Annotated in this window: 23 protein-coding genes; 14 read left to right on the forward strand and 9 right to left on the reverse strand. The window is 64.0% G+C overall.

Annotated features, from left to right (window positions below; genetic code table 11):
• The first annotated feature begins 12 nt into the window (after nt 1-12).
• The 4 genes from HGI46_RS12715 to HGI46_RS12730 all read left to right on the forward strand — a co-directional run bounded on the left by HGI46_RS12715 (nt 13) and on the right by HGI46_RS12730 (nt 3,263).
• The gene (locus HGI46_RS12715) at nt 13-594 is read left to right on the forward strand and encodes a TIGR00730 family Rossman fold protein (protein ID WP_168904721.1); all 582 of its coding nucleotides are present in this window, start codon (nt 13-15) and stop codon (nt 592-594) included.
• A 3-nt stretch (nt 595-597) separates the two neighbouring features.
• Entirely contained in the window at nt 598-1,563 is a 966-nt protein-coding gene (locus HGI46_RS12720) for a phytoene/squalene synthase family protein (RefSeq protein WP_168904509.1), read from the forward strand.
• 123 nt (nt 1,564-1,686) lie between these two features.
• A complete protein-coding gene (locus HGI46_RS12725) occupies nt 1,687-2,517 on the forward strand; it encodes a cytochrome b/b6 domain-containing protein (RefSeq protein ID WP_168904722.1) in 831 nt (276 codons plus the stop codon).
• Nucleotides 2,514-3,263 (forward strand): molybdopterin-binding protein, encoded by a 750-nt coding sequence (locus tag HGI46_RS12730; protein WP_168904510.1) that lies wholly within the window; start codon nt 2,514-2,516, stop codon nt 3,261-3,263. The genes HGI46_RS12725 and HGI46_RS12730 overlap by 4 nt, the downstream gene beginning before the upstream one ends.
• Here HGI46_RS12730 and HGI46_RS12735 read toward each other — a convergent pair.
• The 3 genes from HGI46_RS12735 to pgi form a co-directional block, all read right to left on the reverse strand.
• The gene (locus tag HGI46_RS12735; RefSeq protein WP_168904511.1) at nt 3,260-4,276 is read right to left on the reverse strand and encodes an NAD-dependent epimerase/dehydratase family protein; all 1,017 of its coding nucleotides are present in this window, start codon (nt 4,274-4,276) and stop codon (nt 3,260-3,262) included. The genes HGI46_RS12730 and HGI46_RS12735 overlap by 4 nt on opposite strands.
• A gap of 175 nt (nt 4,277-4,451) precedes the next feature.
• On the reverse strand, nt 4,452-5,822 hold the full coding sequence (gorA, locus tag HGI46_RS12740) for a glutathione-disulfide reductase (protein ID WP_118073685.1): 1,371 nt from the start codon (nt 5,820-5,822) through the stop codon (nt 4,452-4,454).
• A gap of 88 nt (nt 5,823-5,910) precedes the next feature.
• Nucleotides 5,911-7,434 carry a glucose-6-phosphate isomerase gene (gene pgi, locus HGI46_RS12745; protein ID WP_168904512.1) on the reverse strand — a complete coding sequence of 508 codons (1,524 nt, stop codon included), beginning with the start codon at nt 7,432-7,434 and terminating at the stop codon, nt 5,911-5,913.
• Between the two features lie 168 nt (nt 7,435-7,602).
• Between pgi and lepB the strand changes: the two genes are divergently transcribed.
• The 5 genes from lepB (at nt 7,603) to HGI46_RS12770 (ending at nt 12,649) form a co-directional block, all read left to right on the forward strand.
• On the forward strand, nt 7,603-8,463 hold the full coding sequence (gene lepB / locus HGI46_RS12750) for a signal peptidase I (RefSeq protein WP_240946749.1): 861 nt from the start codon (nt 7,603-7,605) through the stop codon (nt 8,461-8,463).
• Nucleotides 8,436-9,134, forward strand: coding sequence for a ribonuclease III (gene rnc, locus HGI46_RS12755; RefSeq protein WP_168904723.1), 699 nt, complete (start codon nt 8,436-8,438; stop codon nt 9,132-9,134). The genes lepB and rnc overlap by 28 nt, the downstream gene beginning before the upstream one ends.
• 61 nt (nt 9,135-9,195) lie before the next feature.
• Nucleotides 9,196-10,101: a GTPase Era gene (era, locus tag HGI46_RS12760; RefSeq protein WP_168904514.1), complete on the forward strand. Its 906-nt coding sequence runs from the start codon at nt 9,196-9,198 to the stop codon at nt 10,099-10,101.
• Nucleotides 10,089-10,913, forward strand: a complete 825-nt coding sequence (locus HGI46_RS12765; protein WP_168904515.1) for an SGNH/GDSL hydrolase family protein — start codon at nt 10,089-10,091, stop codon at nt 10,911-10,913. Before era ends, HGI46_RS12765 begins: the two co-directional genes overlap by 13 nt.
• 185 nt (nt 10,914-11,098) lie before the next feature.
• A complete protein-coding gene (locus HGI46_RS12770; RefSeq protein WP_168904516.1) occupies nt 11,099-12,649 on the forward strand; it encodes a hypothetical protein in 1,551 nt (516 codons plus the stop codon).
• Between the two features lie 19 nt (nt 12,650-12,668).
• Here HGI46_RS12770 and topA read toward each other — a convergent pair whose 3' ends face one another.
• From topA to plsY, 3 genes are all read right to left on the reverse strand, one after another.
• Nucleotides 12,669-15,284: a type I DNA topoisomerase gene (topA, locus tag HGI46_RS12775; protein ID WP_168904517.1), complete on the reverse strand. Its 2,616-nt coding sequence runs from the start codon at nt 15,282-15,284 to the stop codon at nt 12,669-12,671.
• 87 nt (nt 15,285-15,371) lie between these two features.
• A complete protein-coding gene (gene dprA / locus HGI46_RS12780; protein ID WP_168904518.1) occupies nt 15,372-16,487 on the reverse strand; it encodes a DNA-processing protein DprA in 1,116 nt (371 codons plus the stop codon).
• Complete coding sequence (gene plsY, locus HGI46_RS12785; RefSeq protein ID WP_168904724.1) at nt 16,484-17,053, reverse strand: glycerol-3-phosphate 1-O-acyltransferase PlsY; 570 nt, start codon at nt 17,051-17,053, stop codon at nt 16,484-16,486. Before plsY ends, dprA begins: the two co-directional genes overlap by 4 nt.
• A gap of 94 nt (nt 17,054-17,147) precedes the next feature.
• On the opposite strand from plsY, the gene murI reads away from it, so the two are divergent.
• From murI to HGI46_RS12810, 5 genes are all read left to right on the forward strand, one after another.
• Nucleotides 17,148-17,960, forward strand: coding sequence for a glutamate racemase (murI, locus tag HGI46_RS12790; protein WP_118073678.1), 813 nt, complete (start codon nt 17,148-17,150; stop codon nt 17,958-17,960).
• Between the two features lie 47 nt (nt 17,961-18,007).
• The gene (locus HGI46_RS12795; protein ID WP_168904519.1) at nt 18,008-18,904 is read left to right on the forward strand and encodes an MBL fold metallo-hydrolase; all 897 of its coding nucleotides are present in this window, start codon (nt 18,008-18,010) and stop codon (nt 18,902-18,904) included.
• Between the two features lie 140 nt (nt 18,905-19,044).
• Complete coding sequence (gene hemA / locus HGI46_RS12800; protein ID WP_118073676.1) at nt 19,045-20,265, forward strand: 5-aminolevulinate synthase; 1,221 nt, start codon at nt 19,045-19,047, stop codon at nt 20,263-20,265.
• Nucleotides 20,266-20,382: 117 nt separating this feature from the next.
• Entirely contained in the window at nt 20,383-21,066 is a 684-nt protein-coding gene (locus HGI46_RS12805) for a nitroreductase (RefSeq protein WP_118074741.1), read from the forward strand.
• 37 nt (nt 21,067-21,103) lie between these two features.
• Entirely contained in the window at nt 21,104-21,487 is a 384-nt protein-coding gene (locus HGI46_RS12810; RefSeq protein ID WP_206065720.1) for a DUF1232 domain-containing protein, read from the forward strand.
• A gap of 58 nt (nt 21,488-21,545) precedes the next feature.
• Here HGI46_RS12810 and HGI46_RS12815 read toward each other — a convergent pair whose 3' ends face one another.
• The 3 genes from HGI46_RS12815 to HGI46_RS12825 form a co-directional block, all read right to left on the reverse strand.
• Entirely contained in the window at nt 21,546-22,769 is a 1,224-nt protein-coding gene (locus HGI46_RS12815; protein WP_168904521.1) for a type III PLP-dependent enzyme, read from the reverse strand.
• A gap of 172 nt (nt 22,770-22,941) precedes the next feature.
• On the reverse strand, nt 22,942-24,168 hold the full coding sequence (locus HGI46_RS12820; protein ID WP_168904522.1) for a serine hydrolase: 1,227 nt from the start codon (nt 24,166-24,168) through the stop codon (nt 22,942-22,944).
• 41 nt (nt 24,169-24,209) lie between these two features.
• A complete protein-coding gene (locus HGI46_RS12825) occupies nt 24,210-25,409 on the reverse strand; it encodes a carboxynorspermidine decarboxylase (protein WP_168904523.1) in 1,200 nt (399 codons plus the stop codon).
• Between the last annotated feature and the right edge of the window lie 71 nt (nt 25,410-25,480).

Here is a 25,480-nt window from a genome sequence, read left to right on the forward strand (position 1 = left end):
GGCCGTACTTCGATCAGACGTCTCGCCGTCTATTGCGGCTCTGCCTCACCCGCCGACACCCGTTACGTAACTCTCGCCCGCCAGATCGGCGCCGAACTGGCCCGGCGCGGAATCGGCGTGGTCTATGGCGGCGGCAAGCTCGGCCTCATGGGCGCAGTCGCCTATGGCGCGCTCGATGCGGGCGGCGAAGTGATCGGCGTGATCCCCGAGGCCCTCGTTAACAGCGAGGTCTCGAACCACGATTGCACCGAACTGCACATCGTCCCCGGCATGCACGAACGCAAGAAGGCTTTCACCGACCTGTCGGACGGTTTCCTCACCATCCCCGGGGGCGTGGGCACGATGGACGAGCTGTGGGAAGCGGTCAGCTGGGCGCAACTGGGCTACCACGCCAAGCCGGTGGGTCTGCTCAACGCCTATGGCTTCTATGACCACCTGCTCGCCTTCAACCGCCACATGATCGAGGTAGGCTTCATCCGCGAAGCCCATGCCGGAATCATCATCGCCGAACCCGACCTCGATATCCTGCTGGCGCGCATGGAAGCACACGTCCCGCACAAGCCGATCTTCGCGATGAAGGCCGAAGATCTCTGAGCAATGCAGGATCGCAGCGCACTCGTTAGTTACGCCCGCAAGTCAATCCTGAAGGGCTCGAAAAGCTTCGCCGCCGCCAGCCACCTGTTCGACCGCAAAACGCGCGAACGGGTCTGGTTGCTCTATGCCTGGTGTCGCCGCTGCGACGACATCGTCGATGCGCAAGACCATGGCGGCGCGCTTGGCATTCAGGAAGGTGCCGCCGAGCGGCTTGCCATCGTTCGCGAAAAAACCGCCCTTGCCCTTGCCGGGCGCGAAAGCGGCGATCCGGCGTTCGACGCCCTCGGCCTTGTCGCCCGCGAAACTGGCCTGACGATCGAGATGGCCCGCGCCGTGATCGACGGCTTTGCGCTCGATGCCGCCGAGTGGCAGCCCCACAGCGAGGCAGACCTGATGCGCTATTGCTGGCATGTCGCCGGCGCCGTCGGGGTGATGATGGCTGTGGTGATGGGCGTTTCGCCGGATGACGAGGACACGCTCGATCGCGCCTGCGACCTTGGCCTTGCCTTTCAACTCGCCAACATCGCCCGCGATATCGAGGAAGATGACGCGGCCGACCGCTGCTACATCCCGCTCGACTGGCTGTCCGAGCTCGACATACCGCCCGGCGAACAGATGAAGCCGCACTATCGGCCCGCGCTAACCCGGCTGGTCGCGCGGATGTGCGAGACGGCGGAAATCCACGAATGCTCGGCCCGCATCGGCGCTGCCCGCCTCAAGGGCCGCCAACGCTGGGCCATCCTCGCCGCAGCCGGCATCTATGGCGAGATTGCGCGCGAGGTCGCCAAGCGCGGCGATCATGCCTGGGACCATCGCACCGTCGTTACTAACGCCCGCAAGCTCGGCTTCATCGGCAAGGCGGCATGGTCCGCGCTGCGCCCGGTCCCGCGTTCCTGCATCGCCCGCGCCAGCCAGCGCCGCTATTCGCGCACAGACCTGATCGCGCTGGCAGCGCGCCATCCGGCCTAGGGTCAGGCCCCTATCCGCTGCATTTCCACGCGCGTCGTTACAGAGGCTTTTTCCCCGCTGCTGAATGTGGCACTCTGTCGGCAGGACAGGAGCAGGAACCCCGCCGTGGATACCGCGCCAGCAATCGTAACGTCACAGGAATCTACACCAACGGCGCAGACGCGCCCTCTGGTGTATCGCACGCGGTTGCCGGTCAGGATCTGGCACTGGACCAACGCGGTCACGATCTTCGCCATGCTGATGAGCGGGGCGACGATCTTCAACGCTCACCCCCGCCTCTACTGGGGCAAGTACGGCGCCACCTTCGAAACGCCATGGCTGGAAATCGGGAGACAAGGCCAGCAGGGCTTCCTGCGCCTCGGCAGCTTTCAGCTTGATACGACCGGCTTCCTGGGATGGACGGAACACTCGACCCGGGCCTTTCCGCCTCTCGTCACCATCCCCAATTACTACAGCTTGGCCGAAGGTCGCCAATGGCACTTCTTCTTCGCCTGGGTGCTGGTAATATCGCTTACTCTTTTCGTCATTTATGCATTATTTTCAAAGCACTTGTCGCGCGATCTTTCCCTGAAACCTGAAGAGCGCAAGCTCGCGCATCTGTGGCACGACATCAAGGAACATGCACGCCTGCGGTTCCCCACCGGCGAAGCAGCCAAGGCTTACAACCCCTTGCAGAAGATCGCATACCTTGGCGTCATCTTCGTACTGATCCCGCTGGTCGTGCTCACTGGAATGACCATGTCGCCCACGCTGAATGCTGCCTTCCCGTGGTTGCTCGATATCTTCGGCGGCAGGCAGTCGGCGCGATCGATACATTTCCTTTGTGCGACAGCCTTTTTGGCGTTCATCCTCATCCATCTTCTCATGGTTTTGCTGGCCGGTCCATTCAACGAACTTCGCTCGATCGTCACCGGATGGTATCGGCTCCCCGCACCGCGAAAGGAACGTCCATGACCCTCGTCACGCGGCGCAACGCCATCGTCGGTGCCAGCGGCCTGCTTCTGGCCGGGTGCGAGAAGATCACCGCGTCCCCGACTGTCCGCAAGGTCCTCACATTAGGTGAAAAAGCCACCCTCTCCGGCCAGCGTCTGGTGACGGATCGCAATGCACTTGCGCCGGAATTCACCCGCGCCGATCTTTCGCCCAGATTCCGCATGAACGGCAATCGCCTGCCCGCCTCGCCCGCGTATCAGGCCCACATGGCCAGCAACTTCGCCGACTGGAAGCTGGAGATCGGCGGCAAGGTCGCCCGCCCCTTCAGCCTCACCCTCGCCCAACTTAAGGCCGCGCCGCAGCGCACGCAGATCACCCGCCACGACTGCGTCGAGGGGTGGAGCGCCATCGGGGAATGGACCGGTGTTCCGCTTGCCCTGCTGCTGCGTCAGGCGCAGGTTTCCCCATCCGCTCAATACATTGTCTTTCATTGTGCAGATGATTTCTCAGGTACGCCGTACTACGAAAGCATCGACATGATCGATGCCCTGCACCCGCAGACCATCCTCGCCCACACCATGAACCGCCAGCCCCTGCCCGTCGGCCACGGCGCCCCGATCCGTCTGCGCGTCGAACGCGCTCTTGGCTACAAGCAGGCCAAGTATGTGATGAGGATCGAAGCGGTCGAGACCCTCGCCGGTCTCTACGGCGGCGGAGGCGGCTACTGGGAGGATCATTCCGGCTACCAATGGTTCGCTGGCATCTAGACCTTCACCACGCCTCGCTCGATCAGGCTCCGCGCACAGTCGAGGATAGAGACCTCCACCGACCGCATCGTCCAACCCAGCCGCTCCTGCGCATGGGCCGAACTTGCACCACGCACATTGCCGAGTTCTCCCGTTACCTGACGGATCACCGGATTGAACAACGCCACCGTCCGCACCAGCCAGTCGGGCAGCCTGCGCGTCGGCACCTTGCGCGCCTGTGGCCCGAGGTGTTCCTTCAACACCTTTGCCACGTCGGCAATCTTGAGGAACGGTCCCGACGCAATGAACCGTTCGCTCGCCAGGCCCGGCGTGGTCAGCGCCCGCACGTGCAGGTCCGCAACGTCACGCACGTCGACGATCCCGAACCCAAGGTCCGGGCAGCCCGGCAAAGCGCCTGAAAGCAGTTGCTTGACCACTTCGATCGATGGCGAAAAGTCATTGCTCCACACCGGCCCCAACACGGCCGCCGGGTTGACCGAGACGAACTCCATCCCCCCGCCGGCGGCGGCCACCCAGTCCCGCGCCGCGCGCTCGGCAATGGTCTTGGACTTCACATAGGCATAGACATCCTCGCCCTCGAGATTGGTCCAGTCCTTCTCGGTGAACTCGAACACCCCCTTGCCATGGCCATAGGCAATCGCGGCGACGGACGAGGTCTGCACGAAGCGCGTAACCCCCGCATCGCGAGCATAACGTAACGCCCGCAACACTCCCTCGCGCGCCGGTACGATCAGGTCATCTTCCTGCTTCGGCGCAGTCGTGGTGAATGGCGAGGCGACATGGGCGACATGGCTGCACCCCGCCATCGCCTCCGCCCACCCGGCATCGGCGGTCAGGTCCGCGGCAAAGAACCGCAGCGTCTCGGCACTCCCGCCAAGCAGGGGCCGCAACTGCGCCTCGCGGGACAGCGAGCGGACGGTGGCGTGAACGGTCCACCCCTCGGCCAGAAGCCGGCGGATGATGAACCCGGCAATGTAGCCGCTGCCACCCGATACGAGGACCGTGCCAGCCATATTTTCCGCTCTCCCCAACCGGCGATCTGGCGAGAGGTTAGCGCGGAGATGTCCGGTTGCAAATCGCTACCGTTCAGCCTGCGGAAGCAGGCCCTGCGTTCGGCAGAGTTGCAGGGGAGTCATGGGGGAGTTGCCCGTTTGCCTGCGAGAGTTGGAAAACGGGCAATTCTCCAGATTATCGCATCAAAACAAGCTCTTCAGCCATCGAGGGGTGCAACGCCACCGTCGCATCGAAATCCGCCTTGGTCAGCCCCGCCTTCACCGCGATGGCTGCTGCCTGCAGGATTTCCGGGCTGTCCGGCCCGATCATGTGGATGCCCAGCACCTTCTCGGTCGAGGCATCGACGATCATCTTGTAAAGCCCCCGCTCGGGCCGATGGCCGAAAATGTTCTTCATCGGGCGGAAGTCGGACGAGTAGACCTTGATATTGCTACCAAAAGCCTGGCGCGCCTGGCTTTCCGTCAGGCCCACGCCGGCCAGCGGCGGCTGCGAGAACACCGCGCTCGGGATCGCATCGTAGCTCACTGAAGTGTCCTTCCCGCCGAACACGCGGTCGGCAAAGGCCTGGCCCTCGCGGATCGCGATCGGCGTCAGCTGCACGCGGTTCGTTACGTCACCCACGGCATAGATGCTGTCACACGCGGTCTTGCCATGATCGTCCACCGGGATCTCGCCCGCCGAACCCAATGTAATTCCAGCGTTTTCCAGGCCAAGCCCATCGGTCTTGGGCCGGCGCCCGGTCGCCACCAGAACCACGTCGGCGTGGATCGGATCGGGTTGCTTGCCAAGGTAGACGTCGAACGAACCATCCTCGCGCTTCTCCACGCGGTCGAACGGGCAATTGAACTTGTACTCGATCCCGCGTGCCATGGTGATCTGCAGCAGGCGGTCCCGGAGGGATTCATCGTACCCGCGCAGGATCGTCTCGCTGCGGTTTACCACCGTTACGTGACAGCCCAAAGCGTTGAAAATGCCCGCGAACTCCATCGCGATATAGCCGGCGCCGGAGATCACGACGCGCTTTGGCAGCTTCTCGAGATGGAACACCTCGTTCGAGGTAATGCAATGCTCGTTACCCTCGAATTCCGGCATGACCGGCCAGGCGCCGGTTGCGATCAGGATATACTTCGCGCTGATTTCCTTGCCCGAAGCCAGCCGCACGGTGTTCGGCCCCGCCACCTCGGCGCGCTCGAGGAAACGCTCTACCTTGTTGTTTTCAAGCGTGTTCGTATACGCGGTGTTGAGCCGGTCGACATCCTTCAGAACCGCGTCACGTAACGTCGGCCAGTCGAACGTCATCTTCTCGACCGTCCAGCCATAGTTGGCCGCGTCCTGCAGCTCCTCGGCGAAATGCGATCCGTAGACCAGCAACTTCTTGGGCACGCAGCCGCGGATCACGCAGGTCCCGCCGACGCGGTATTCCTCCGCCACCGCCACCCGCGCGCCATGGCTCGCGGCGATGCGGCTGGCGCGCACACCGCCCGATCCTGCACCAATCACGAAGAGATCGTAGTCGAAGTCCTGCCCAGAGTCCTGCTCAGCCATATGCGCTCCTGTTGGTGAAGGCGCATATGGCCTCTGGTCTCGCCCAAGACCAGAGGCATTTAGCGGATATTGTTAGCCTGACGAACTATCAGCCGCCAATTCCTGCAGCTGAGAGAAGGGCTTCCGTAGACGGATCAAAGCCGGCGCCGCCGCCCGCCTCGATCTGCTTGGCAATCGCCTTGCCGAGTTCGACGCCGAACTGGTCGAAGGGATTGATTCCCAGCATTGCCGCCGAAACGAACGTGCGGTGTTCGTGGAACGCGATCAGCGCGCCGAGGGTGGCGGGGTTGAGGTCCTCGCACAGGATCGTCGCCGAAGGACGGTCTCCGGGATAAGCACGCGCGCCATCGTCAGATGCCTTGCCCGCCATCAGCGCGGCCCCTTGCGCAAAGCAGTTCGACAGCAGTATCTCGTGATGGGCCGGATCGAGGTCATGCCCGGGCGTCTTGACCGCAAGAAAGTCCACCGGGATCAGGTGCGTGCCCTGGTGGAGCAACTGGAACACCGCATGCTGGGCATCGGTGCCGACGCCGCCCCACGTCACCGGCGCACTGGCGCGCGTCAACGGAGAGCCATCGGCCAGAACGCTCTTGCCGTTCGATTCCATTTCCAGCTGCTGGAGGTAGTCAGGCAGAAGTTTCAGCCGCTCGTCATAGGCGAATACCGCGCGCGTCTGGCAGCCGCGTACCTGCGTGTAGTAGAGATCGGCGAAAGCCGCGCGGACGATGACGTTCGCGGTGAGGTCGGCGTCGATGAAATGCCGGTCAATCGCCGCGGCCCCATCGAGAAACTCGGCAAATCCTTCCCAGCCCAGCGCCATGGCCACCGGAAAACCGATCGAGGACCATAAAGAATAGCGCCCGCCGACCGTCTCGGAAAAAGGCAGCACGCGGGTTTCATCCACGCCCCATTCGACGGCCTTCTCAGGCGAGGCGGTCAGAGCAATCACGCGCCCATAGGGATCGGCAACACCGCCCTCACGCAACCACGCCAGCGCCGAATGCGCGTTGGTCATCGTTTCGGTCGTGGTGAAGGTCTTGGAGGCAACCGCGATCAGCGTCGTTTCCGGGTCGCAGGCCTTCATCGCTGCTTCAAGCGCGCAGCCATCGATATTCGACACGACATGAACCGCAACCTTTGCGCCATCGCGGGTCAGCGCGTCGATTGCCAGCGCCGGGCCGAGCGCGGAGCCGCCGATGCCGATGTGGATCAGGCTCTTCACTTCGCCGAGCGCCCCTTCATGGATCGCTTCGACGAGCATCCGCATCCGGGCGTGCAACGCCTCGGCTTCCTCGACGCTGGCGTCCTTGCCGATCCCGCGCTGCGCCGTGTGCTCGGCCGCGCGTCCTTCGGTGTTGTTGATCTTTTCGCCCGAGATCAGCGCATTGCGCTGCCCTTCAAGGTCCATCGCGGCGGCAACCGAGCCGAACAGGGCTTCGACTTCCGGCGAAAGGTGCGTCTTGGACCAGTCGAAGATCACCGGCCCGCCGGGCAGATCGAGCGTGGCCGAATAGCGTGACAGCCGCGCGGTATCCGAAAACAGGGTCTTCAGGGTTGGCCGTGGCAACTTCTCGAGTGCCGTCCAAAACTGCTGTGCCTCGCCTGCCGACATGTCCAACCTCATCCTTTCGCAACTGCGTAAAAGCCCTAATGCCCTCTCGGGGACGCCGCGCCAAGCGCGCTGTTCATCGGCGCGCAAGCTGCGCAGACGTATTTCGCCCGCTGTATTACACAAACAACACACTTGACGAAGGGCCTTGCTGGCAACATGACCGCGACGATGAACGACACGCCCGAAGCCAGCAGCCCCTCCCCGGTCGATCCGGCGACGCCTGCGCCCGCGCCGACCAAGCTGAAGAAGGAAAAGAAGGAGGACAGCTTCCCCGTCTTCCTGATCAAGCTGGTCATCGTCGTTGCAATTTTCCGCAGCTTCATCTTCTCGCCGTTCAACATCCCTTCTGAATCGATGTTGCCGCGGCTGGAGAACGGCGACTATCTCCTCGCCGCCAAGTGGCCCTACGGCTACAGCAGCTATTCGTTGCCGTTCAGCGCGCCCCTGCTGCCCAAGCGCATTTTTGCCAGCCAGCCCGAGCGTGGCGATGTTGCGATCTTCAAGGCGCCGCCCGGCAATGATGTCGACTACATCAAGCGTGTGATCGGCCTGCCTGGCGATACCGTGCAGATGATCGACGGCGTTCTGCACCTGAATGGCCAGGCCGTACCCAAGGTGCGGGTCGAGGATTTCGTCATCCCCGTCAGCCCGAACACCGATTGCCTCTCTGCCGAATTCGTCGTGACCGAGGCCGATGGCAGCCAGGCCTGCCATTACCCGCAATTCCGCGAGACGCTGCCGAACGGCAAGACCTACAACGTGCTCGACCTTGGCCAGCGTGATGCCGACAACACCGTGCCGGTCGTTGTGCCAGAGGGGCAGTTGTTCATGATGGGCGACAATCGCGACAACTCGATGGACAGCCGCTTCCCGGCGATGGAAGGCGGCGGCATCGGTCTCGTCCCGCAGGAAAATCTCGTTGGCCGTGCCACGATCATGATGTGGTCCACCGATGGCAGCGCCAATTGGTTCCTGCCCTGGACCTGGTTCACCGCGGCGCGCTGGAACCGTATCGGGGGCACGTTCTGAGCGCGCTTTCGCCTGATACGCTGGGCTACCTCACGGATCTGACCGGGAGCGCACCGACGCGCGTCGACCTCTGGATCGAAGCCCTCACTCATGGCTCGATGGGTGAGGCCCGCGACTACCAGCGCCTCGAGTTTCTTGGCGACAGGGTGCTTGGTCTTGTCATTGCCGAGTGGCTTCATGAAAAGAGCGATGCCGCCGAAGGCAAGCTCTCGCAGCGGCTCAATGCCCTGGTCAGCCGCGAAACCTGCGCCGATGTCGCGCGCCATATCGCCCTCCCCTCTCACATCCGGCTCGGCAAGCAGGCGCGCGATGACGGCGGGAAGCAAAGCGACAATATCCTGGGCGACGTGATGGAGGCGCTGATCGGCGCTCTCTTCGTGGAGCGCGGATTCGAAGCCGCACGCGCCTTCGTTCGCAAGGTTTGGGACAAGCCGATGGCCACGGGCACCGGCCAGCGCAAGCATCCCAAGGCTGCCCTGCAGGAATGGGCGGCGGGAAACCGGCGCAAGCCCCCGGTCTACACCCTGGTCGCGCGCGAAGGTCCGGACCATGCCGCGAAGTTCACGGTTGCGGTAGAGGTCAGGGGCGTCGGCACGGCCAGCGCCACCGGCAGCAGCAAGCAGGAGGCCGAGACCTCCGCCGCCCGCACCTTCATGCAGGATTTCGGCTAAATCTGGCGGTGCGCGCCCATTTGGCCTACAGTGGCCGCAACTCATCTGAAGAACTGGAATAATGACCGAAAAATGTGGCCTCGTGGCCGTCCTCGGCGCACCTAACGCCGGCAAGTCCACCCTCGTCAACGCTCTCGTCGGCCAGAAGGTGGCGATCGTTTCGGCCAAGGCGCAGACGACGCGCGCGCGCCTCATGGGCATTGCGCTGGAGGATATCGGCGAGGACAAGGCGCAGATCATTCTTGCCGATACGCCCGGCCTGTTCGAACCCCGCCGCCGCCTTGATCGCGCCATGGTCAGCGCGGCATGGGACGGTGCGCACGAAGCCGACGCGATCCTGCTGGTGGTCGACGCGCGCAAGAAGAAGCGCGACTATCTGGAACCCATTCTCGAGACGCTGAAAGGGCGGCCGGAACGCAAGCTTCTGGTGCTGAACAAGGTGGATTCGACGCCGAAGGAACCGCTGCTGGTCATGGCCGAAGTGCTGACGCAAGAGGCCGAGTTCGACGAGGTATTCTTCGTTTCCGCGCTGACCGGCGATGGCGTGCCCGAACTCAAGCAGCGCCTTGCCGCGCTCATGCCCGAAGGCGCGTGGCACTATCCGGAAGATCAGGTATCTGACGCCAGCGAGCGCCTGATGGCTGCGGAAATTACCCGCGAGCAGCTCTACCGGCAGCTTCACGATGAACTTCCCTATGACAGCACGGTGCGGCCAGAGAAGTATCTCACCCGCAAGGATGGTTCGATCGAAATCCACCAGCAGATCGTGATCGCCCGCGAAACCCAGCGCGCGATCGTGCTGGGCAAGGGTGGCGCGAAGATCAAGGCCATCGGCGAAGCGGCGCGAAAGGAGCTTTCGCAACTGCTGGATGCCAGGGTCCACCTGTTCCTGCACGTAAAGGTGGACGAGCGCTGGGCCGACGCCAAGGAGATCTACGAGGAAATCGGGCTGGAATGGGTCAAGTGATGCGCTGGGGCATGGCGGCACTCGCGCTTGCCGCTTCACCGGTCCTCGCCAAGCCTGCGCCCTTGCCTGAAGGTGCGCGTTACGTGGCGCTGGGCAGCTCGTTCGCGGCCGGCCCCGGAGTCGGACCGACAACGCCGGGCACGCCGCCACGCTGTGGCCGGGGCACACTGAATTACCCCAACCTGCTAGCGGCAAGGCTCAAGCTCTCGCTGGTTGACGCCACCTGCAGCGGCGCGACGACCGAACACGTGCTCGGCCCTTGGAAGGAAGTCCCGGCGCAGATCGAAAGCGTCACCGCCGAAACCCGGCTTGTCACCATCACCATCGGCGGCAACGACGTGAACTTTGTCGGCAATATCTTTGCCGCTGCCTGCGAGCAGGCGACCACGCCCGATGCGCGCTGCCAGAAGTGGCGCGACATCGGCGAGGACGTGTGGAAGGCCGACGAAGAGCGCATGCGCCGCATCGTCCGAGAAGTGCGCCAGCGGGCACCGGAGGCGCGCGTGGTGTTTGTCGACTACATCACCGTCCTGCCACCCAAGGGCACTTGCACTTCAGTTGCGATCAGTGCCGAACGGATGAAGCAGAGCCGAGCGGCGGCGAAGCGACTGGCCAAGCTTACCGCCAGGGTCGCGCATGAGGAAGGCGCGGAAGTCTTCCGTTTTTCAGCGATGTCCAAAAGCCACGTGCCTTGTTCGGTCGATCCCTGGAGCAACGGTCTCACCGCGCCGTCGGGAGACGGCATCCCGATCCACCCCAATCGCGCCGGTCATGCCGCCGCAGCAGAGGGGCTGGCCCGGTTTCTGGACTGAGCCATCGCCGTTACTAACGGCTCGTCGGTCGTAGAGGGCGGTCTGTCGCCCCTCTCTAGCTTTGCTGCACTGCAGCACGGAATTGGCGTCGACAATTGACGTTTGCTCCCTAGCGTCGCCCGCGCGAAGGGAACGGGCAGCTCGCCCGTTAACGTCCCGGGTGCAATGGTGGACGGAGTGCGAGCATGAACGAAACTGGCGGCGTCTTGGCAGCGGCCACGGTAGGCGCGCTGCCCGGCCGGCTTGTCCCGTCCGCCATCAGGCACTTGCGCCGGCCGAAGGTTTTGCCCGGCTGGCTGGTCGAGGCGGCTGGGTTCGCCCTGATTTTCCTCGTCACACGCAGCTTCCTCTTCGGCAACCCGGTCGTCCATATCGACGAGCAGTTCTACCTGTTCGTCGCCGAACGCATGCGCGATGGCGCAGTGCCCTATGTCGACATCTGGGACCGCAAGCCGATCGGCCTGTTCCTGCTCTACGAGGCGCTGGTTTCGCTACCGTTCGATCCCGTGATCGCCTACCAGGTCGGCGCAGGTATCAGCTTCACCTTGACGGCCATGGTCTTGACTCGTCTGGCGCGCGAGATTGCCTCTCCCAAGGCCGCGTGGCTGGCTGGCGCCGCCTATGTCCTGTTCATGCCGGTTTTCAATGCCGGCATGGGACAGGCACCGGTGTTCTACAACCTGCTTGTCGCCATGGCGGCATGGGGCGTGGTCGACAGCGTCAAGCGCCCTGAGCACCCCCCGCTGATCTGGCGGGGTTGCCTCGTCATGCTGCTGCTGGGGCTTGCCATCCAGATCAAGTACACGGTGATCTTCGAAGGTGCCGCGTTCGGCCTGATCCTGCTGGCGCGCGGCTTTGCCGATGTCTGGTCCTTCAAGCGCCTGGCTGCAACCGGCCTGCTCTGGATTGGCGTCGCGCTTGCCCCAACTGCCGCCGCTGCGCTCTGGTATGCGCACATGGGGCAACTCGATGCCTTCGTCTACGCCAACTTCGTTTCGATCTTCGAACGGGATTCCGACGGATGGAAAGCCTATTGGCGGCTCGCCAAGGAAGTTCTGGTGCTGACGCCGTTCTGGCTGGCTATCTTCCTCGCGCCCAGGCTCACGGCCGGCGCAGGGGACGAGCAGGCGAGCAGCAGACGCGTCATCGTGGTTTGGTGCCTCGCTGCGGTCGGTGGATTCCTGCTGTTCGGCACATGGTACGATCACTACGTCGCGCCGGTGTTGATGCCGCTTGCGGTGATTGCTGCCCCCGCTCTCGCCCGCACGGCACCGGGAGAACGCTGGTATGGCCGGCTGCTCCTCGGCTTCGGGGCGTTCGCCGGGATCGTGGTGATGGTCTACCAGTACCGGCAGCACGGCTCCACCAGAGAGTATGAGGCGATGGATACTGCCATCAGACAGGAGCTGCGCGACGGCTGCCTGTTCATCTTCGAGGGCGAACTGGCGTTCTATCGCACGACCAATACCTGCCTGCCCACGACGCGCATTTTCCCGAACCACCTCAACACCTATGTCGAGGCACCGGCGGTGGGCGTTGACCCGCATCAGGAGATGGCCCGCATCCTGGCAAGCCGGCCGGAAGTGATCCTGACCCGAGCAGCACACGAAAAACCCTACCTGCCCAACCTTGATACCCGCCGGATGATGGCCGAGGGTCTTGCGCGCAGCTACGAACGCTACGCGGCCCTCCGCCTCGGCAACAAGGAATACTGGCTCTACCGGCCGCGCCGCTAAGGCACGGCCGGTAGCCCGCTTACTCGGCGCTCTTCGCAGCCTTCTTTGCCGGTGCTTTCTTTGCCGCCGGCTTCTTGGCTGCTGGCTTCTCGGCCGCTTCCTTCTTTGGTGCCGCTTTCTTTGCCGGAGCTTTCTTGGCCGGAGCCTTCTTCGCGCCCTTCTTTCCCTTGGCCGGACCCTTGGCCGCCCGCTCGTCGATCAGGGTGATCGCTTCTTCCAGCGTCAGGGCTTCGGGCTGCTTGTCCTTGGGCAGGGTCGCGTTGGTGGTTCCGTCTGTCACGTAAGGCCCATACCGCCCAGCCATGAGCTTGATTTCGCCCCCTGACGTCGGGTGCGGCCCGAAAACCTTGAGCGGTTCCGCTGCCGTCCTGCCGCCACGAGCGCCAGCGCCTGCCGCTGCGGCGGCAAGGTGCATCACGGCAGCGTTCATGCCGGTTTCGAACACCTCGCTGGTCGATTTGAGGCGCGCGTACTTGCCCTCATGCGCCAGGTAAGGCCCGTAACGACCGATGCTGGCGGTGATCGGCTTGCCGGTTTCGGGATGCATGCCAACCTCGCGCGGCAGGGAAAGCAGCTTCAGCGCCCACTCAAGATCGAGTTCGCCGATATCCTTGGGGATCGACGCACGTTTGGCCTCCTTGCCTTCGCCCAACTGGATGTAGGGACCAAAGCGGCCAGCCTTGCGCACAACCTCGAGCCCGCTTTCCGGGTCCTTGCCCAGCACGCCGTCCCCGCCGCCATCGCCGTCAGCTCCGCCGGGCTGGGCGAACTTGCGGGTATACTTGCATTCCGGATAGTTCGAGCAGGCGACAAAAGCCCCGTAACGGCCACCGCGCAACGAAAGGCGTCCCGCCTCGCACTTGGGGCACAAACGGGGATCGCTGCCGTCTTCGCGCGGCGGGAAGAGGTAGTCGGACAGGAATTCGTCAAGCTCGGCGGTCACCTCGCTCGGCTTCTTCTCCATCACCTCGTCGGACTTGGGCTTGAAGTCGCGCCAGAACTCGGCAAGCACCTTCTTCCACTCGGCACGCCCGCCCGACACATCGTCAAGCTCCTCTTCCATGCCTGCAGTGAACTCGTAGGCCACATAACGGGTGAAGAACCGCTCAAGAAACGATGTCAGGAGTCGCCCGGACTCTTCTGCAAAGAAACGGTTTTTCTCCGTCCGAACGTAGTTGCGATCTTTCAGCACCTGCAGCGTTGCCGCATATGTCGAAGGCCGCCCGATGCCCAGTTCCTCAAGGCGTTTGACCAGGCTCGCTTCGGAATAGCGCGGCGGCGGCTGGGTGAAGTGCTGCGTGGCGTCGACCCCGCGCTTGGCAGGCGTATCGCCCTTGCTCAGCGAGGGCAGCAGGCTGCCGTCCTCGTCGTCGCCATCGGCCTTCTGGTCGCGCCCTTCCTCATAGACGGCGAGGAAGCCGGGGAACTTCACCACCTGCCCGGTCGCCCGCAGCTCGTGCTTGCCAGTGCCATCGCGGAGCGTCACGCTGGTGCGCTCGATATTTGCCGAGGCCATCTGGCTGGCCATCGCGCGCTTGTAGATCAGGTCATAGAGCCGCGCCTCGTCCCCCGAACCGTAGCGATCCTTGCTGAAATCCGTCGGCCGGATAGCTTCATGTGCTTCCTGAGCATTCTTCGCCTTCGTCTCGTAATGACGCGGTTTTTCGGGAAGGTAATGCCCATCGTAGCGGTCGGAGATCGCCTTGCGCGCCGCCGAAATCGCGCTCGGGTCCATCTGCACGCCATCGGTACGCATGTAGGTGATCGCGCCCGCTTCATAGAGCGTCTGCGCCACGCGCATGGTATGGCTGGCAGAGAAGCCGAGCTTGCGCGCGGCTTCCTGCTGCAATGTCGAAGTGGTGAACGGTGGATAAGGGTTCCGGCGCGTGGGCTTTGTCTCGACTTCTTCGACGCGGAAGGTCCCGGCCTCGACCACGGCCTTGGCCTTCATCGCGGCGCCTTCGTCACCCAGTGTCAGCTTGTCGAGCTTCTGACCATCGAACTTGACGAGCCGTGCGGCAAATTCGGTTCCGCCCTGCTCAAGCCGGGCAATGACCGACCAGTATTCCTGCGCATTGAAAACCTCGATCTCGCGCTCCCGCTCGACGATGAGGCGCAGGGCCACGGACTGCACGCGCCCGGCAGACTTCGCGCCGGGCAGCTTGCGCCACAACACCGGCGAAAGCGTGAAGCCGAACAGGTAATCGAGCGCGCGGCGGGCGAGATAGGCGTCGATCAGGTCCTGGTCGAGTTCGCGCGGGCGCTTCATCGCATCGGTCACCGTCTGCTTGGTGATCGCGTTGAAGGTGACGCGCTCGACTTCCTTAGGAAGCGACTTACGTTTCTTCAGCAACTCCCTGACATGCCAAGAAATTGCTTCACCTTCACGATCAGGGTCGGTCGCCAGAATGAGACGATCGGCATCCTTGGCCGCATCGGTGATGGCCTTCACGCGGGACTGCTTGTCCCCGTAAAGTTCCCAATCCATCGCGAAGTCCTCGTCCGGGCGGACCGAGCCGTCCTTTACCGGGAGATCGCGGATATGACCGTAGGAGGCGAGAACCTTGAAGCCGGGGCCGAGGTACTTCTCGATGGTCTTGGCCTTGGCCGGGGATTCAACAATGACAAGCTGCATGGCGATGAAAAGCAGTCCTTACGTGTACGTACGCGCGAGGGTGGGGAAATGCGGCGCGGTTCGTCAAGCGGCTGGTTGACCTGTCGTTCAGGACAGGAGGCTGACCCTTCCGGCTGCGTGACGTTGCAGACGACCTGCCAGTTCCAGTTCGAGCAAGGCCATCTGCACCGCCCCCGCGCTTGCTCCGCTTTGCCGGATCAGCTCGTCGACGCCAATCGGGGCCAGTGTCAACAGGCCGGCGATGTCTGCCGCTTCGTCTCCCCCTGCCGCGCCATAGTCTGGCGCATGCTCGCGGAAGGTTGACCGCGGCTGGCCGGTAAAGCCTGTGAGCAGTTCCACCACGTCTTCCGGCCGCTGCACCAGAATCGCGCCTTCGCGGATGAGCTGGTTGCAACCATGCGAGCGGCTGTCGAGCGGTGAGCCGGGAATGGCCATGACCTCGCGCCCGGCCTCGGCCGCAAGGCGTGCGGTGATCAGCGAACCGGACTTGGGCGCGGCCTCCACCACAAGCGTGCCGGTGGCGAGGCCGGCAATGATGCGGTTGCGGTGCGGGAAGTGCCGCGCGAGGGGTTCGGTACCCGGCGGCATTTCGGCAATCAGCAGCCCTTCGCAGGCGACTTGCTCCTGCAGGTCCACGTTTTCGGGCGGATAGGTGATGTCGATCCCGCTGGCGATCACCCCGACGGTGCCTCCGCCGGTCGCCATGCCCGCCAGCGCTCCGCGATGCGCGGCAGCATCGATGCCGCGTGCCAGCCCCGAGACAACGGCATAACCCTGGCCAGCCAGCGCCGCCGCGAAATCGCGCGAGAGCTTCACAGCGGCAGCCGAGGCATTGCGTGCGCCAACCACGGCAACCGAGGGCCGCTGCAGCAAGGCGGTATCGCCGCGCACCGTCAGGATCGGCGGGGGGCTTTCGAGCTCGGCCAGCAGCGCCGGATAGTCAGGCCCGTCATGGAAGAGATAGCGGGCACCGGCCTTGCGGACCGCGGCGATTTCCCGCTCCACGCGGTCCGCAGCAGCCGGCCGATACGGTGCCCCGCCGCGCGCTGCCAGATCAGGCAAGGCATCGAGTGCGGCACTGGCCGTCCCGAAGCGGCGCAGCAACTGGTTGTAGCTGACCGGCCCGATATTGGGCGAACGCAGCAGGCGGATGCGGGCGAAGGCCTCGTCGCGAGAGAGCGTGGCTTCAGCCGCAGCGCTCACTTCTTGCTGCCGACCCTGGGCTCGGTCCCGGCGCGCAGACGGGCAATGTTCTCGCGGTGCAGGAACAGGACAAGCAGCGCCAGCAGCGCCAGTACCGGAACGTAAGCCGTGTAGCCCAGAAGCAGCGCTGCAACCGGAGCAGCGAGCGCGGCGCTCATCCCTCCCAGCGAGGAGATACGGCTGGCGAACAGCACGCCGAGCCAGACCACCGCATAAGCGAGGCCGATCGGCCAGGCGAACCCCAGCGATACGCCCATCATCGTCGCAACGCCCTTGCCGCCCTTGAACTTGAGCCAGACCGGGAAGCAATGGCCCAGCACAGCCGACAGTGCTGCCAGCGGTTCGCTTCCCGGCCAGAAGTGCCGCGCCAGCAGGACCGCAGCCAGCCCCTTGCCCATGTCGAGCAGGAGCGTTGCAACGGCGACACCCTTCTTGCCGGTGCGCAGCACGTTCGTCGCCCCGATGTTCCCCGAACCGATGGCGCGCAGATCGCCACCCCCGGTCAATCGTGTCAGGACGAGGCCGAAGGGCACGGAGCCGAGCAGATAGCCGACGAGCAGGGGCATAAGCGTTTCCACGCCCCGCTCATATCCTGTCCCTTCACAAAAGCGAAAGAGGCCACTTTCCATTTTGTCGCCATTCCCGATACAAGCCCGGCAGATGACCGCTTCTCACCAACCCGATGCCGCCGCGCCGCTGCTCCTGTTCGATTCGGGCGTGGGCGGTCTGTCCGTGCTGAAAAAGGTGCGCGGCATCCTTCCCGAGGCGCCAGTGATCTACGTCGCCGACAATGCCGGCCTGCCCTATGGCGACAAGACCGAGGCCCAGATCGCGGCGCGGGTTTCCGGCTTGCTCGGCAGGCTGACCGAGCGTCTTCGGCCAAGGCTGGTGTGCATCGCCTGCAACACCGCGTCCACCATCGCGCTGGCCGCTGTGCGCGAAGTGCTCGAAGTGCCCATCGTCGGCACCGTGCCGGCAATCAAGCCCGCCGCAGCGATGACGAAGACCGGCGTTATCGGCCTGCTCGGCACGACTGCCACGATCCGGCAGGCCTACGTCGACCGGCTGGAGGCAGAATTCGCCAGCGACAAGCTGCTCCTGCGCCATGGCGCGCCCGAACTGGTCGCTGCTGCCGAGGCCAAGCTGCGCGGCGAGCCGGTCGATCCGGCGATCTACCAGCGCGCCGCGCAGGCCCTGCAGGAGATGCCCGGCGGCGATCGCATCGATACCGTCGTGCTTGCCTGCACGCATTTCCCGCTGGTGCAGGATGAGCTCGCCGAGGCTTTCGGGCCGGGCGTTCAGTTCGTCGATGGATCGGACGGCATCGCCCGCCGCATTGCCTCCCTCACGCAGGGCCAGTCATGGCATCGCGACCGCCCCGATCTTGCCCTGTTCACGCGCAACGGCGACGATGTGGCAGCCCTGCGCCAGGCACTGGCGCGGCACGGGCTCGATCGGATAGAGACGTTTTGACACAGGCACGACCGGGGGGACAGGTCTTGGGCAGGATTTCCAGGTTCATGATCGTGCTGCTGGCGGCGCTGGGATTCGCCTATTACTGGCTTCTGGTGAACGCCGGGCCGCAAGTGCCGGCCCGCAGGATTGACCTCGGCGCGCTGCGCAAGGCGGCCGATGCCATGCCGGGCGGCAAGCCCACGGCCATAACCTATGCCACCGTGGCGATGCGGGATGTTCCGGGCGCCGCGCTGGCTGCAGGCACCGGCCTGCGGCAGATCACCAGCGGCATCACGGCGTGGCAGATCGAGACGCCCAAAGGCGGCATCGTGATCGATCCGGGCATCTCGGAAGACGATGCCCGCAGCATGGGCTTCGAGATCTACAGGCACCGGGCGCAGCAACTGGTTGACGGCTGGATGGATCGCGCCACGATGATCCTGTTCACGCATGCGCACATCGATCACATCGGAGGATTCCTCGATCACCCCCGCTTCAAGAGCATCGAAGGCAAAGCTGTCGTTTCCGAAGGAATGATGGGCAATATCAATGCACTCTGGCGCGAAAATGCCCAGCTGCTGCATACCCCGCGCAAGTTTGCCCCAATCGAGGCGGTTGCCCCGGGCGTCGTGCTGATCCAGACGCCGGGGCACACCCCTGCTTCAGAAATGATCTATGTGCGTCTCGCCTCGGGCCGGGAGTACATCTTCGCCGGCGACACCGCCTCGCTCGCCGCCAATGTCGAGATTCCGACGCCGCGTTCGCGCCTCGTGGCAGACTGGCTGGCGCCTGAAGACCGGTCCGCAGTCATGGGCTGGCTCAAGGGGCTCAAGGACCTGAAGAAGGCGAACGAGGATCTCGTTATCGTCCCATCGCACGACGCGGGATGGGTGATGACAAAGGGGCCGGAGTACGGGATCACGCCTGCGCCGGAACTACGTAAGGCCGAGACAACCAAATAGCTCCGACTTTCGGGCAGTTATGGCAAATGAGGCTGGCAATGCGTTTTGAACAGGCGTAGAAGCCGCCCATTCGCCGGTGGCCCAGCGGGATCGGGCCTCGGAAGCGCGGATGCGCTTTCGTTGCAGGAAGGAGCGGCGGGGTGAATTACGATCAGGTTTTTGATTCTGCGATCGAGCGTCTGCACTCCGAAGGCCGCTACCGCGTCTTCATCGATATCCTGCGCAACAAGGGCGCCTACCCCAATGCGCGCTGCTTCGCTGGCCACAATGGCCCGAAGCCGATCACGGTGTGGTGCTCGAACGATTATCTCGCCATGGGCCAGCACCCCAAGGTGATCGAAGCGATGGAAGAAGCGCTGCACAACGTCGGCGCCGGCTCGGGCGGCACCCGCAACATCGGCGGCAACACCCATTACCACATCCAGCTTGAGGAAGAGCTGGCCGACCTGCACGGCAAGGAAGGCGCGCTGCTGTTCACCTCGGGCTACGTCTCGAATGACGCCACGCTGTCGACGCTGGCCAAGATCCTGCCGGGCTGCGTGATCTTCTCGGACGAGCTGAACCACGCCTCGATGATCGCGGGAATCCGCAATTCGGGCGCCGAGAAGAAGGTGTTCCGTCACAACGACGTCGAACACCTCGAACAGCTTCTGGCCGAGACGGACCCCGCCCTGCCCAAGCTGATCGCCTTCGAATCGGTCTACTCGATGGACGGTGACGTCGCCCCCATCCACGCGATCTGCGACCTGGCGGAAAAGTACAACGCGCTGACCTACATTGACGAGGTTCACGCTGTCGGCATGTATGGCCCGCGCGGCGGCGGCATCACCGATCGTGACGAGGCGGCCCACCGCATCGACATCATCGAAGGCACGCTGGGCAAGGCCTTCGGCGTCATGGGCGGCTACATCGCGGCAGATCGCAAGATCATCGACGTGATCCGCTCCTATGCCCCCGGCTTCATCTTCACCACCTCGCTTTCCCCGGTGCTGGTCGCAGGCGTGCTCGCCTCGGTCCGCCACCTCAAGGCGTCGAGCGAGGAGCGCGAAGGCCAGCAGGCCGCAGCGGCCTACCTCAAGAAGGCCTTCGCCGATGCCGGGCTGCCGGTCATGGCGTCGACCACGCACATCGTGCCTCTGATGGTGGGTGACCCTGTCCGCGCCAAGAAGATCAGCGACATCCTGCTCGCCGAATACGGCGTCTACGTCCAGCCGATCAACTTCCCGACCGTCCCCCGCGGCACGGAGCGCCTGCGCTTCACGCCGGGGCCATCGCATACCGAGGCGATGATGGACGAGCTGACCGAGGCTCTGGTCGAGATCTGGCAGCGCATGGAAATGGAAATCCGGAAAGCCGCCTGATCTGCGCGCTTCTGCAAGTCAAAAAGCCCTCCCCAACCGGGAGGGCTTTTTCGTTGGGCTTGCCTTTCACGCACACCGCGCTACCCTTAACCGATCAATTAAATGTCGGGAGAGTGCATGTCGGTTCCGTCCTATGACGAAGTGGTCCTCGGCCGCCGGTCGATCCGCGGCTATCTCGACAAGCCGGTCCCGCGCGCGCTGATCGAGGAAATTCTGACCATGGCGATGCGCTCGCCCACCTCGATGAACACGCAGCCCTGGCACTTCCACGTCATCACCGGCGAGCCGCTGGAACGCATCCGCAAGGGCAACACCGAACGCATCCTCGCAGGCGAGCCTGACAGCCGCGAATTCCGCAAGGGCAGCCCCTTTGCCGGCGTTCACCGCGATCGTCAGGTAGAAGTTGCCAAGCAACTGTTCGGCGCCATGGGCATCGCCCGCGACGACGCGCCCGCTCGTCAGGACTGGGTGCTGCGCGGCTTCCGCCAGTTCGACGCGCCGGTCTGCGTCATCGTCACCTATGACCGCGAACTTTCGGGCAGCGACGATACCGCCTTCGATTGCGGCGCAGTCACCACCGCCCTCGTCAACGCTGCCTGGTCGCGCGGCCTCGGCTGTGTGATAAACTCGCAGGGCATCATGCAATCTCCGGTCGTGCGTGAGCACGCCGGCATCCCCGACGATCAGGTGATCATGAAGGCCGTCGCGCTCGGCTGGCCGGATCCCGCCTTTCCCGCCAACGCTGTCGTCAGCAACCGCAAGAGCGTGGACGAAGCGGCACGGTTCGTCGGGTTCGACTGAAGCTTGTAACAGCGCGCCGCGCCCTTACCTCGTGCAGATGGCGGCCAAGGCACTTCAGGATCTCAAGGCATGGGCCCGGCGCATCAAGCGCAACGTGGTCGCCCTGTGGCTCGCCGCGCGCGATCCGCGAGTGCCGATGGCAGCAAAAGTCGTTGCCGCAATCGTCGCAGCCTATGCCCTGTCACCGATTGACCTGATCCCGGATTTCATCCCCATCCTCGGCTACTTGGACGACGTGATCCTCGTGCCGCTCGGCATAGCGCTCGCCGTCAGGATGATTCCGGCACCGCTCATGGAAGACCTGCGCGAACGGGCAAGCTTGGTCGACAAGCCTCGCTCCACCGTCGGTCTGATCGCCATCGTGGCGCTCTGGGTGGTTTCTATCGCTGCGCTATATCACGCCGTCATCGCGCGGCACTGACGAAAAAGGCCCCACCTCGCGGCAGGGCCTTCCTTGTTTCTTCAATGACGCCGAAAATTCAGCGCAGCGAGACCACGTTGTCCGAGACACGCGGATCGCGGCGGTCGCCACGGTACTGGCTCGACATCGGCTCGTCAGTCACTTCGAACACTTCCGTCGCGCCAAAGCCGTTGAACGCGGTCTTCATCGCCGCACCATAGGCGCCGAGCATGCCGATCTCGATGTAATCGCCGACCTTCATGTCCACCGGCAGTTCGAACGGACCTTCCATGTGGTCCATGTCGTCGCAGGTCGGGCCATAGAAGCTGAACGGCTCCATCTCGATCTCGGTCTCGACGTCGTTGGCGACCTCGTCGCGCAGCACGCGCACCGGGAAGCGCCAGCCGACGTGTGCCGCATCGAACAGCGCGCCATAGGCACCATCGTTGATGTACAGCTCGGAGCCGCGGCGGCGTTCTACGCGCACGATCATCGAGTTGTACTCGGCGCACAGCGCCCGGCCCGGCTCGCACCACAGTTCGGCCGAGTACGAAACCGGCAGCGATTCATAGGTACGGTCGATCACGCCGAAGTAATCTTCGAGCGGCGGCGGCTCCATGCCCGGATAGATCGACGGGAAGCCCCCACCCACGTCGATGATGTCGACAAGCACCGAAGCGTCGACAATCGCAGCGCGCACGCGCTCCAGCGCCTGCACATAGGCATGCGGGCTCATCGACTGGCTGCCGACATGGAAGCACACGCCAAGCGAGTCCGCCACCTGGCGGGTCGCCTGCAGCAGTTCAGCGGCATTGGTCAGATCGCAGCCGAACTTCGAGGCAAGGCTGAGTTCCGAATATTCCGACGAGACGCGCAGACGCACGCACAGCGTCAGGTCTTCGGGCACGTTGCCATCTGCATCGGCCGTCGCCGCCTTGATCTTTTCCAGCTCCTCGATCGAATCGAGGCTGAACACGCGCACGCCATAGGTGTGATAGGCTTCGCGGATCGCCGCCGGAGCCTTCACCGGATGCATGAAGCACAGTACTGCCTCGGGCAGCGTTTCCCGCACCAGGCGCACTTCCGCAATCGAGGCGACGTCGTAATGCGTGACGCCCGAATCCCACAGGATGCGGATCAGATCGGCTGACGGATTCGCCTTCACCGCGTACAGCGACTTGCCCGGAAACTTCTCGACGAAGAATCGGGCAGCGCGCGCGGCGGCGTGCGGACGGTTCAAAATGGCGGGTTGTTCAGGCGCGGAGGCGCGAACTACAGCCAGTGCGTCAGGATGGATGTGCAACTCAAGGGACCCCCAAACGGAACGTTGAACGAAGCTGCCTTGCGGTTTGGAAGTCCCCATGGGGCAGCGAGAGGGGGGTAAATAAGGCCCTGCGCATGAATCTCAAGTGAAAATAACGCTGCCCCAAAGTCCTGTCAGGAAAATGAAACAAATCCAGACAGATCGCAGAAAATCAGGAACTTAAGGCTTCGGCCAGTGCAGCCCAGGCCGGAAGCGAGAGCGGATCGTTCGCGCCGTTGGCCGCAGTCGGGTGCGATGCGAATCGTGCCACCGTCATTTCCGCCGCCGGATCGACCCAAAGAGTCTGTCCGTGAATGCCCCGGGCGGAGAAGCAGCCGCGGTTGTTGTTGCTGATCCTCCACTGGCTTCCGTAGCTCCAGCCGGGCAGTTGCGGATAGCGATTGCGGTCGAAATGTGCCGGGTCACCGCCGTGCGTCGCCCGTTCGACCACCGCCTCGGGAATGACGCCCAGCCCGCCCAGCCGCATCGCCTCGCCAAACCGCGCCAGGTCCTCCAGCCGCAGGTTGAGCCCGCCCCCGGCAAAGGCCGTTGCTGCCTGATCCACGATCAGGTCCGCATCGCCGAGCATCCCCAGCGGCTGCCAGATTCGCTCCGACAGCACATCGGCAAAGTGCTTGCCCTCGATCCGCGCGATCATCCACGCCAGCACCTCGGTATTCGGCGTGCGATAGGTGAAGCCCATGCCATGCTCTCCGGACTTGCCGATCGTAGGCAGGTATGAGGCAAGATCGATCGGCCCTGCATAGTCCGTCGGGCGCGGTGTAAGCCCCAATGCCGCGCTGTAGGCGCCGATGCCCGAATTGGGATCGGCATAGTCCTCCGAGAAATCGAGGGCAGTGGTCATGTCCAGCACCTGGCGCACTGTCGCATCGGCAAATCCGCTGCTCGCCAATTCCGGCAAGTAGTCCGCCACCAGCGCCGCCGGATCGACCCTGCCCTCCTCCACCAGCATCTCGGCAACGGTGCCGACGAAGCTCTTGGTAACCGAGAAGGCGATATGCCGCGTCTCCGGCCTGGTCACGCCGAACCAGCGTTCGAACACCACCTTGCCGCGATGCAGGACAAGGATGCCGTCGGTGAACGCCTGGGTGAGCGACTGTTCGAACGTGACGGGCGCATCGGCATTGAGCGGCGTGAAGCTGACCTGCCCCAACCGCTCGTCAATCGCCCGCTCGAATGCCGTGCCTTCACCGCCCGCCGCCACGCGCCGCGAGGGCACGAACTGGCGCATGTTGGAATAGGACCAGCGGATCATCGGAAACCGCATGTGATCCGCGCGCGAGGCGAGCAGAATCTTGTCAGCAGGCGGCGGCGCGCCTTCCATCCAGCCCATCCGCACCGGATCGCTGGTCACGCCATCGAGCAAATCGCCCGCCATCGCCTTCTCCCGCCAACATTCTTGTCAGCGAGCAGCATGCCTCAGGAAAGCCGGTCGCGGAAGTCCTCGTAAGTGAAGCCGCGCACCTTCTCCAAGGCATCGCTCTCGCTGTCCCACAGCCAGATCGACGGCAGCGGCACGCCGTTGAAGGTCGTGGTCTTGACCATCGAATAGTGCGCCTGATCGAGGAAGGCGAAGCGCGTGCCCGGTTCGGCCCCATTTGGCAGCCGATAATCGCCGATCACGTCGCCCGCGAGGCAGGAAGGCCCGCCAAGGCGCACCGGCACACCGCCCTCACCGCCATCTTCGTACTCGTCGATCGGCAGTTCACCCAACATCGCCGGACGATAGGGCGCCTCGATCACGTCGGGCATGTGGCACGTCGCCGAAATGTCGGTGATGCCAAGCTGCATCCCGTTCCAGTGCGTATCCAGCACAGTGCCGACCAGTATACCCGCGTCGAGCGCCACCGCCTCGCCTGGCTCAAGGTAGATTTCGCAACCCGTCCGCGCCTTCACCTCGCGCAGAAACGCAATCAGGTCCTCGCGTTGGTAATCGGCACGGGTGATGTGATGCCCGCCGCCGAAGTTCAGCCACTTGAGCTGCCCGAGGAACGGCGCAATCCGCGCTTCCAGCGCCTCCCACGTGCGCTTGAGCGGTTCGAAATCCTGCTCGCACAGCGTGTGGAAGTGCAGCCCCGAAACTCCCTCGAGGTGCTCCGGCAGCAACTGGTCCACCGGAAAGCCCAGCCGCGAATGCGGCGCACAAGGATCATAGCGCGGCACTTCGCCCTCGGCGTGGAGCGGATTGATCCGCAGGCCGATGTCGAACGCCTCGCCCGCAGCCTTCGCCGCAGCGATCTCCCCGCCAAAGCGCGCGTGCTGCCCCGGCGAATTGAAGATCACATGGTCCGAAAGCCGCAGGATCTCGCCCATGTCTTCGGCCTTGTAGGCCGCGCAGTAAGTCGCGATCTCGCCCGAGTAATGCTCGGCCGCCAGCTTGGCTTCCCACAGGCCCGATGTGCAGACGCCATCGAGGTATTCGCCAACAATCGGCGCCACCTTCCACATCGAAAACGCCTTGAGCGCCGCCAGCACCTTGATCCCGGCCCGGTCGCGCACGTCGGCCAGCACCGCCAGATTGGCCCGCAACTTCGCCGCATCGACAACGAACGCGGGGCTGTCCACCCGCTCCAGGTCAAACTGCGCAAACGCGCCCGGATCGCCGGCTCTGGTTTCCATGCTCCGCCTCACCTCAAAACAATGCGCCCCCGCGAAGGCGGGGGCCTCGTGCCAACCAGCACTGCGCAAAC

This window comes from Novosphingobium sp. ERW19 (assembly GCF_012641315.1).
GTDB lineage: Bacteria > Pseudomonadota > Alphaproteobacteria > Sphingomonadales > Sphingomonadaceae > Novosphingobium.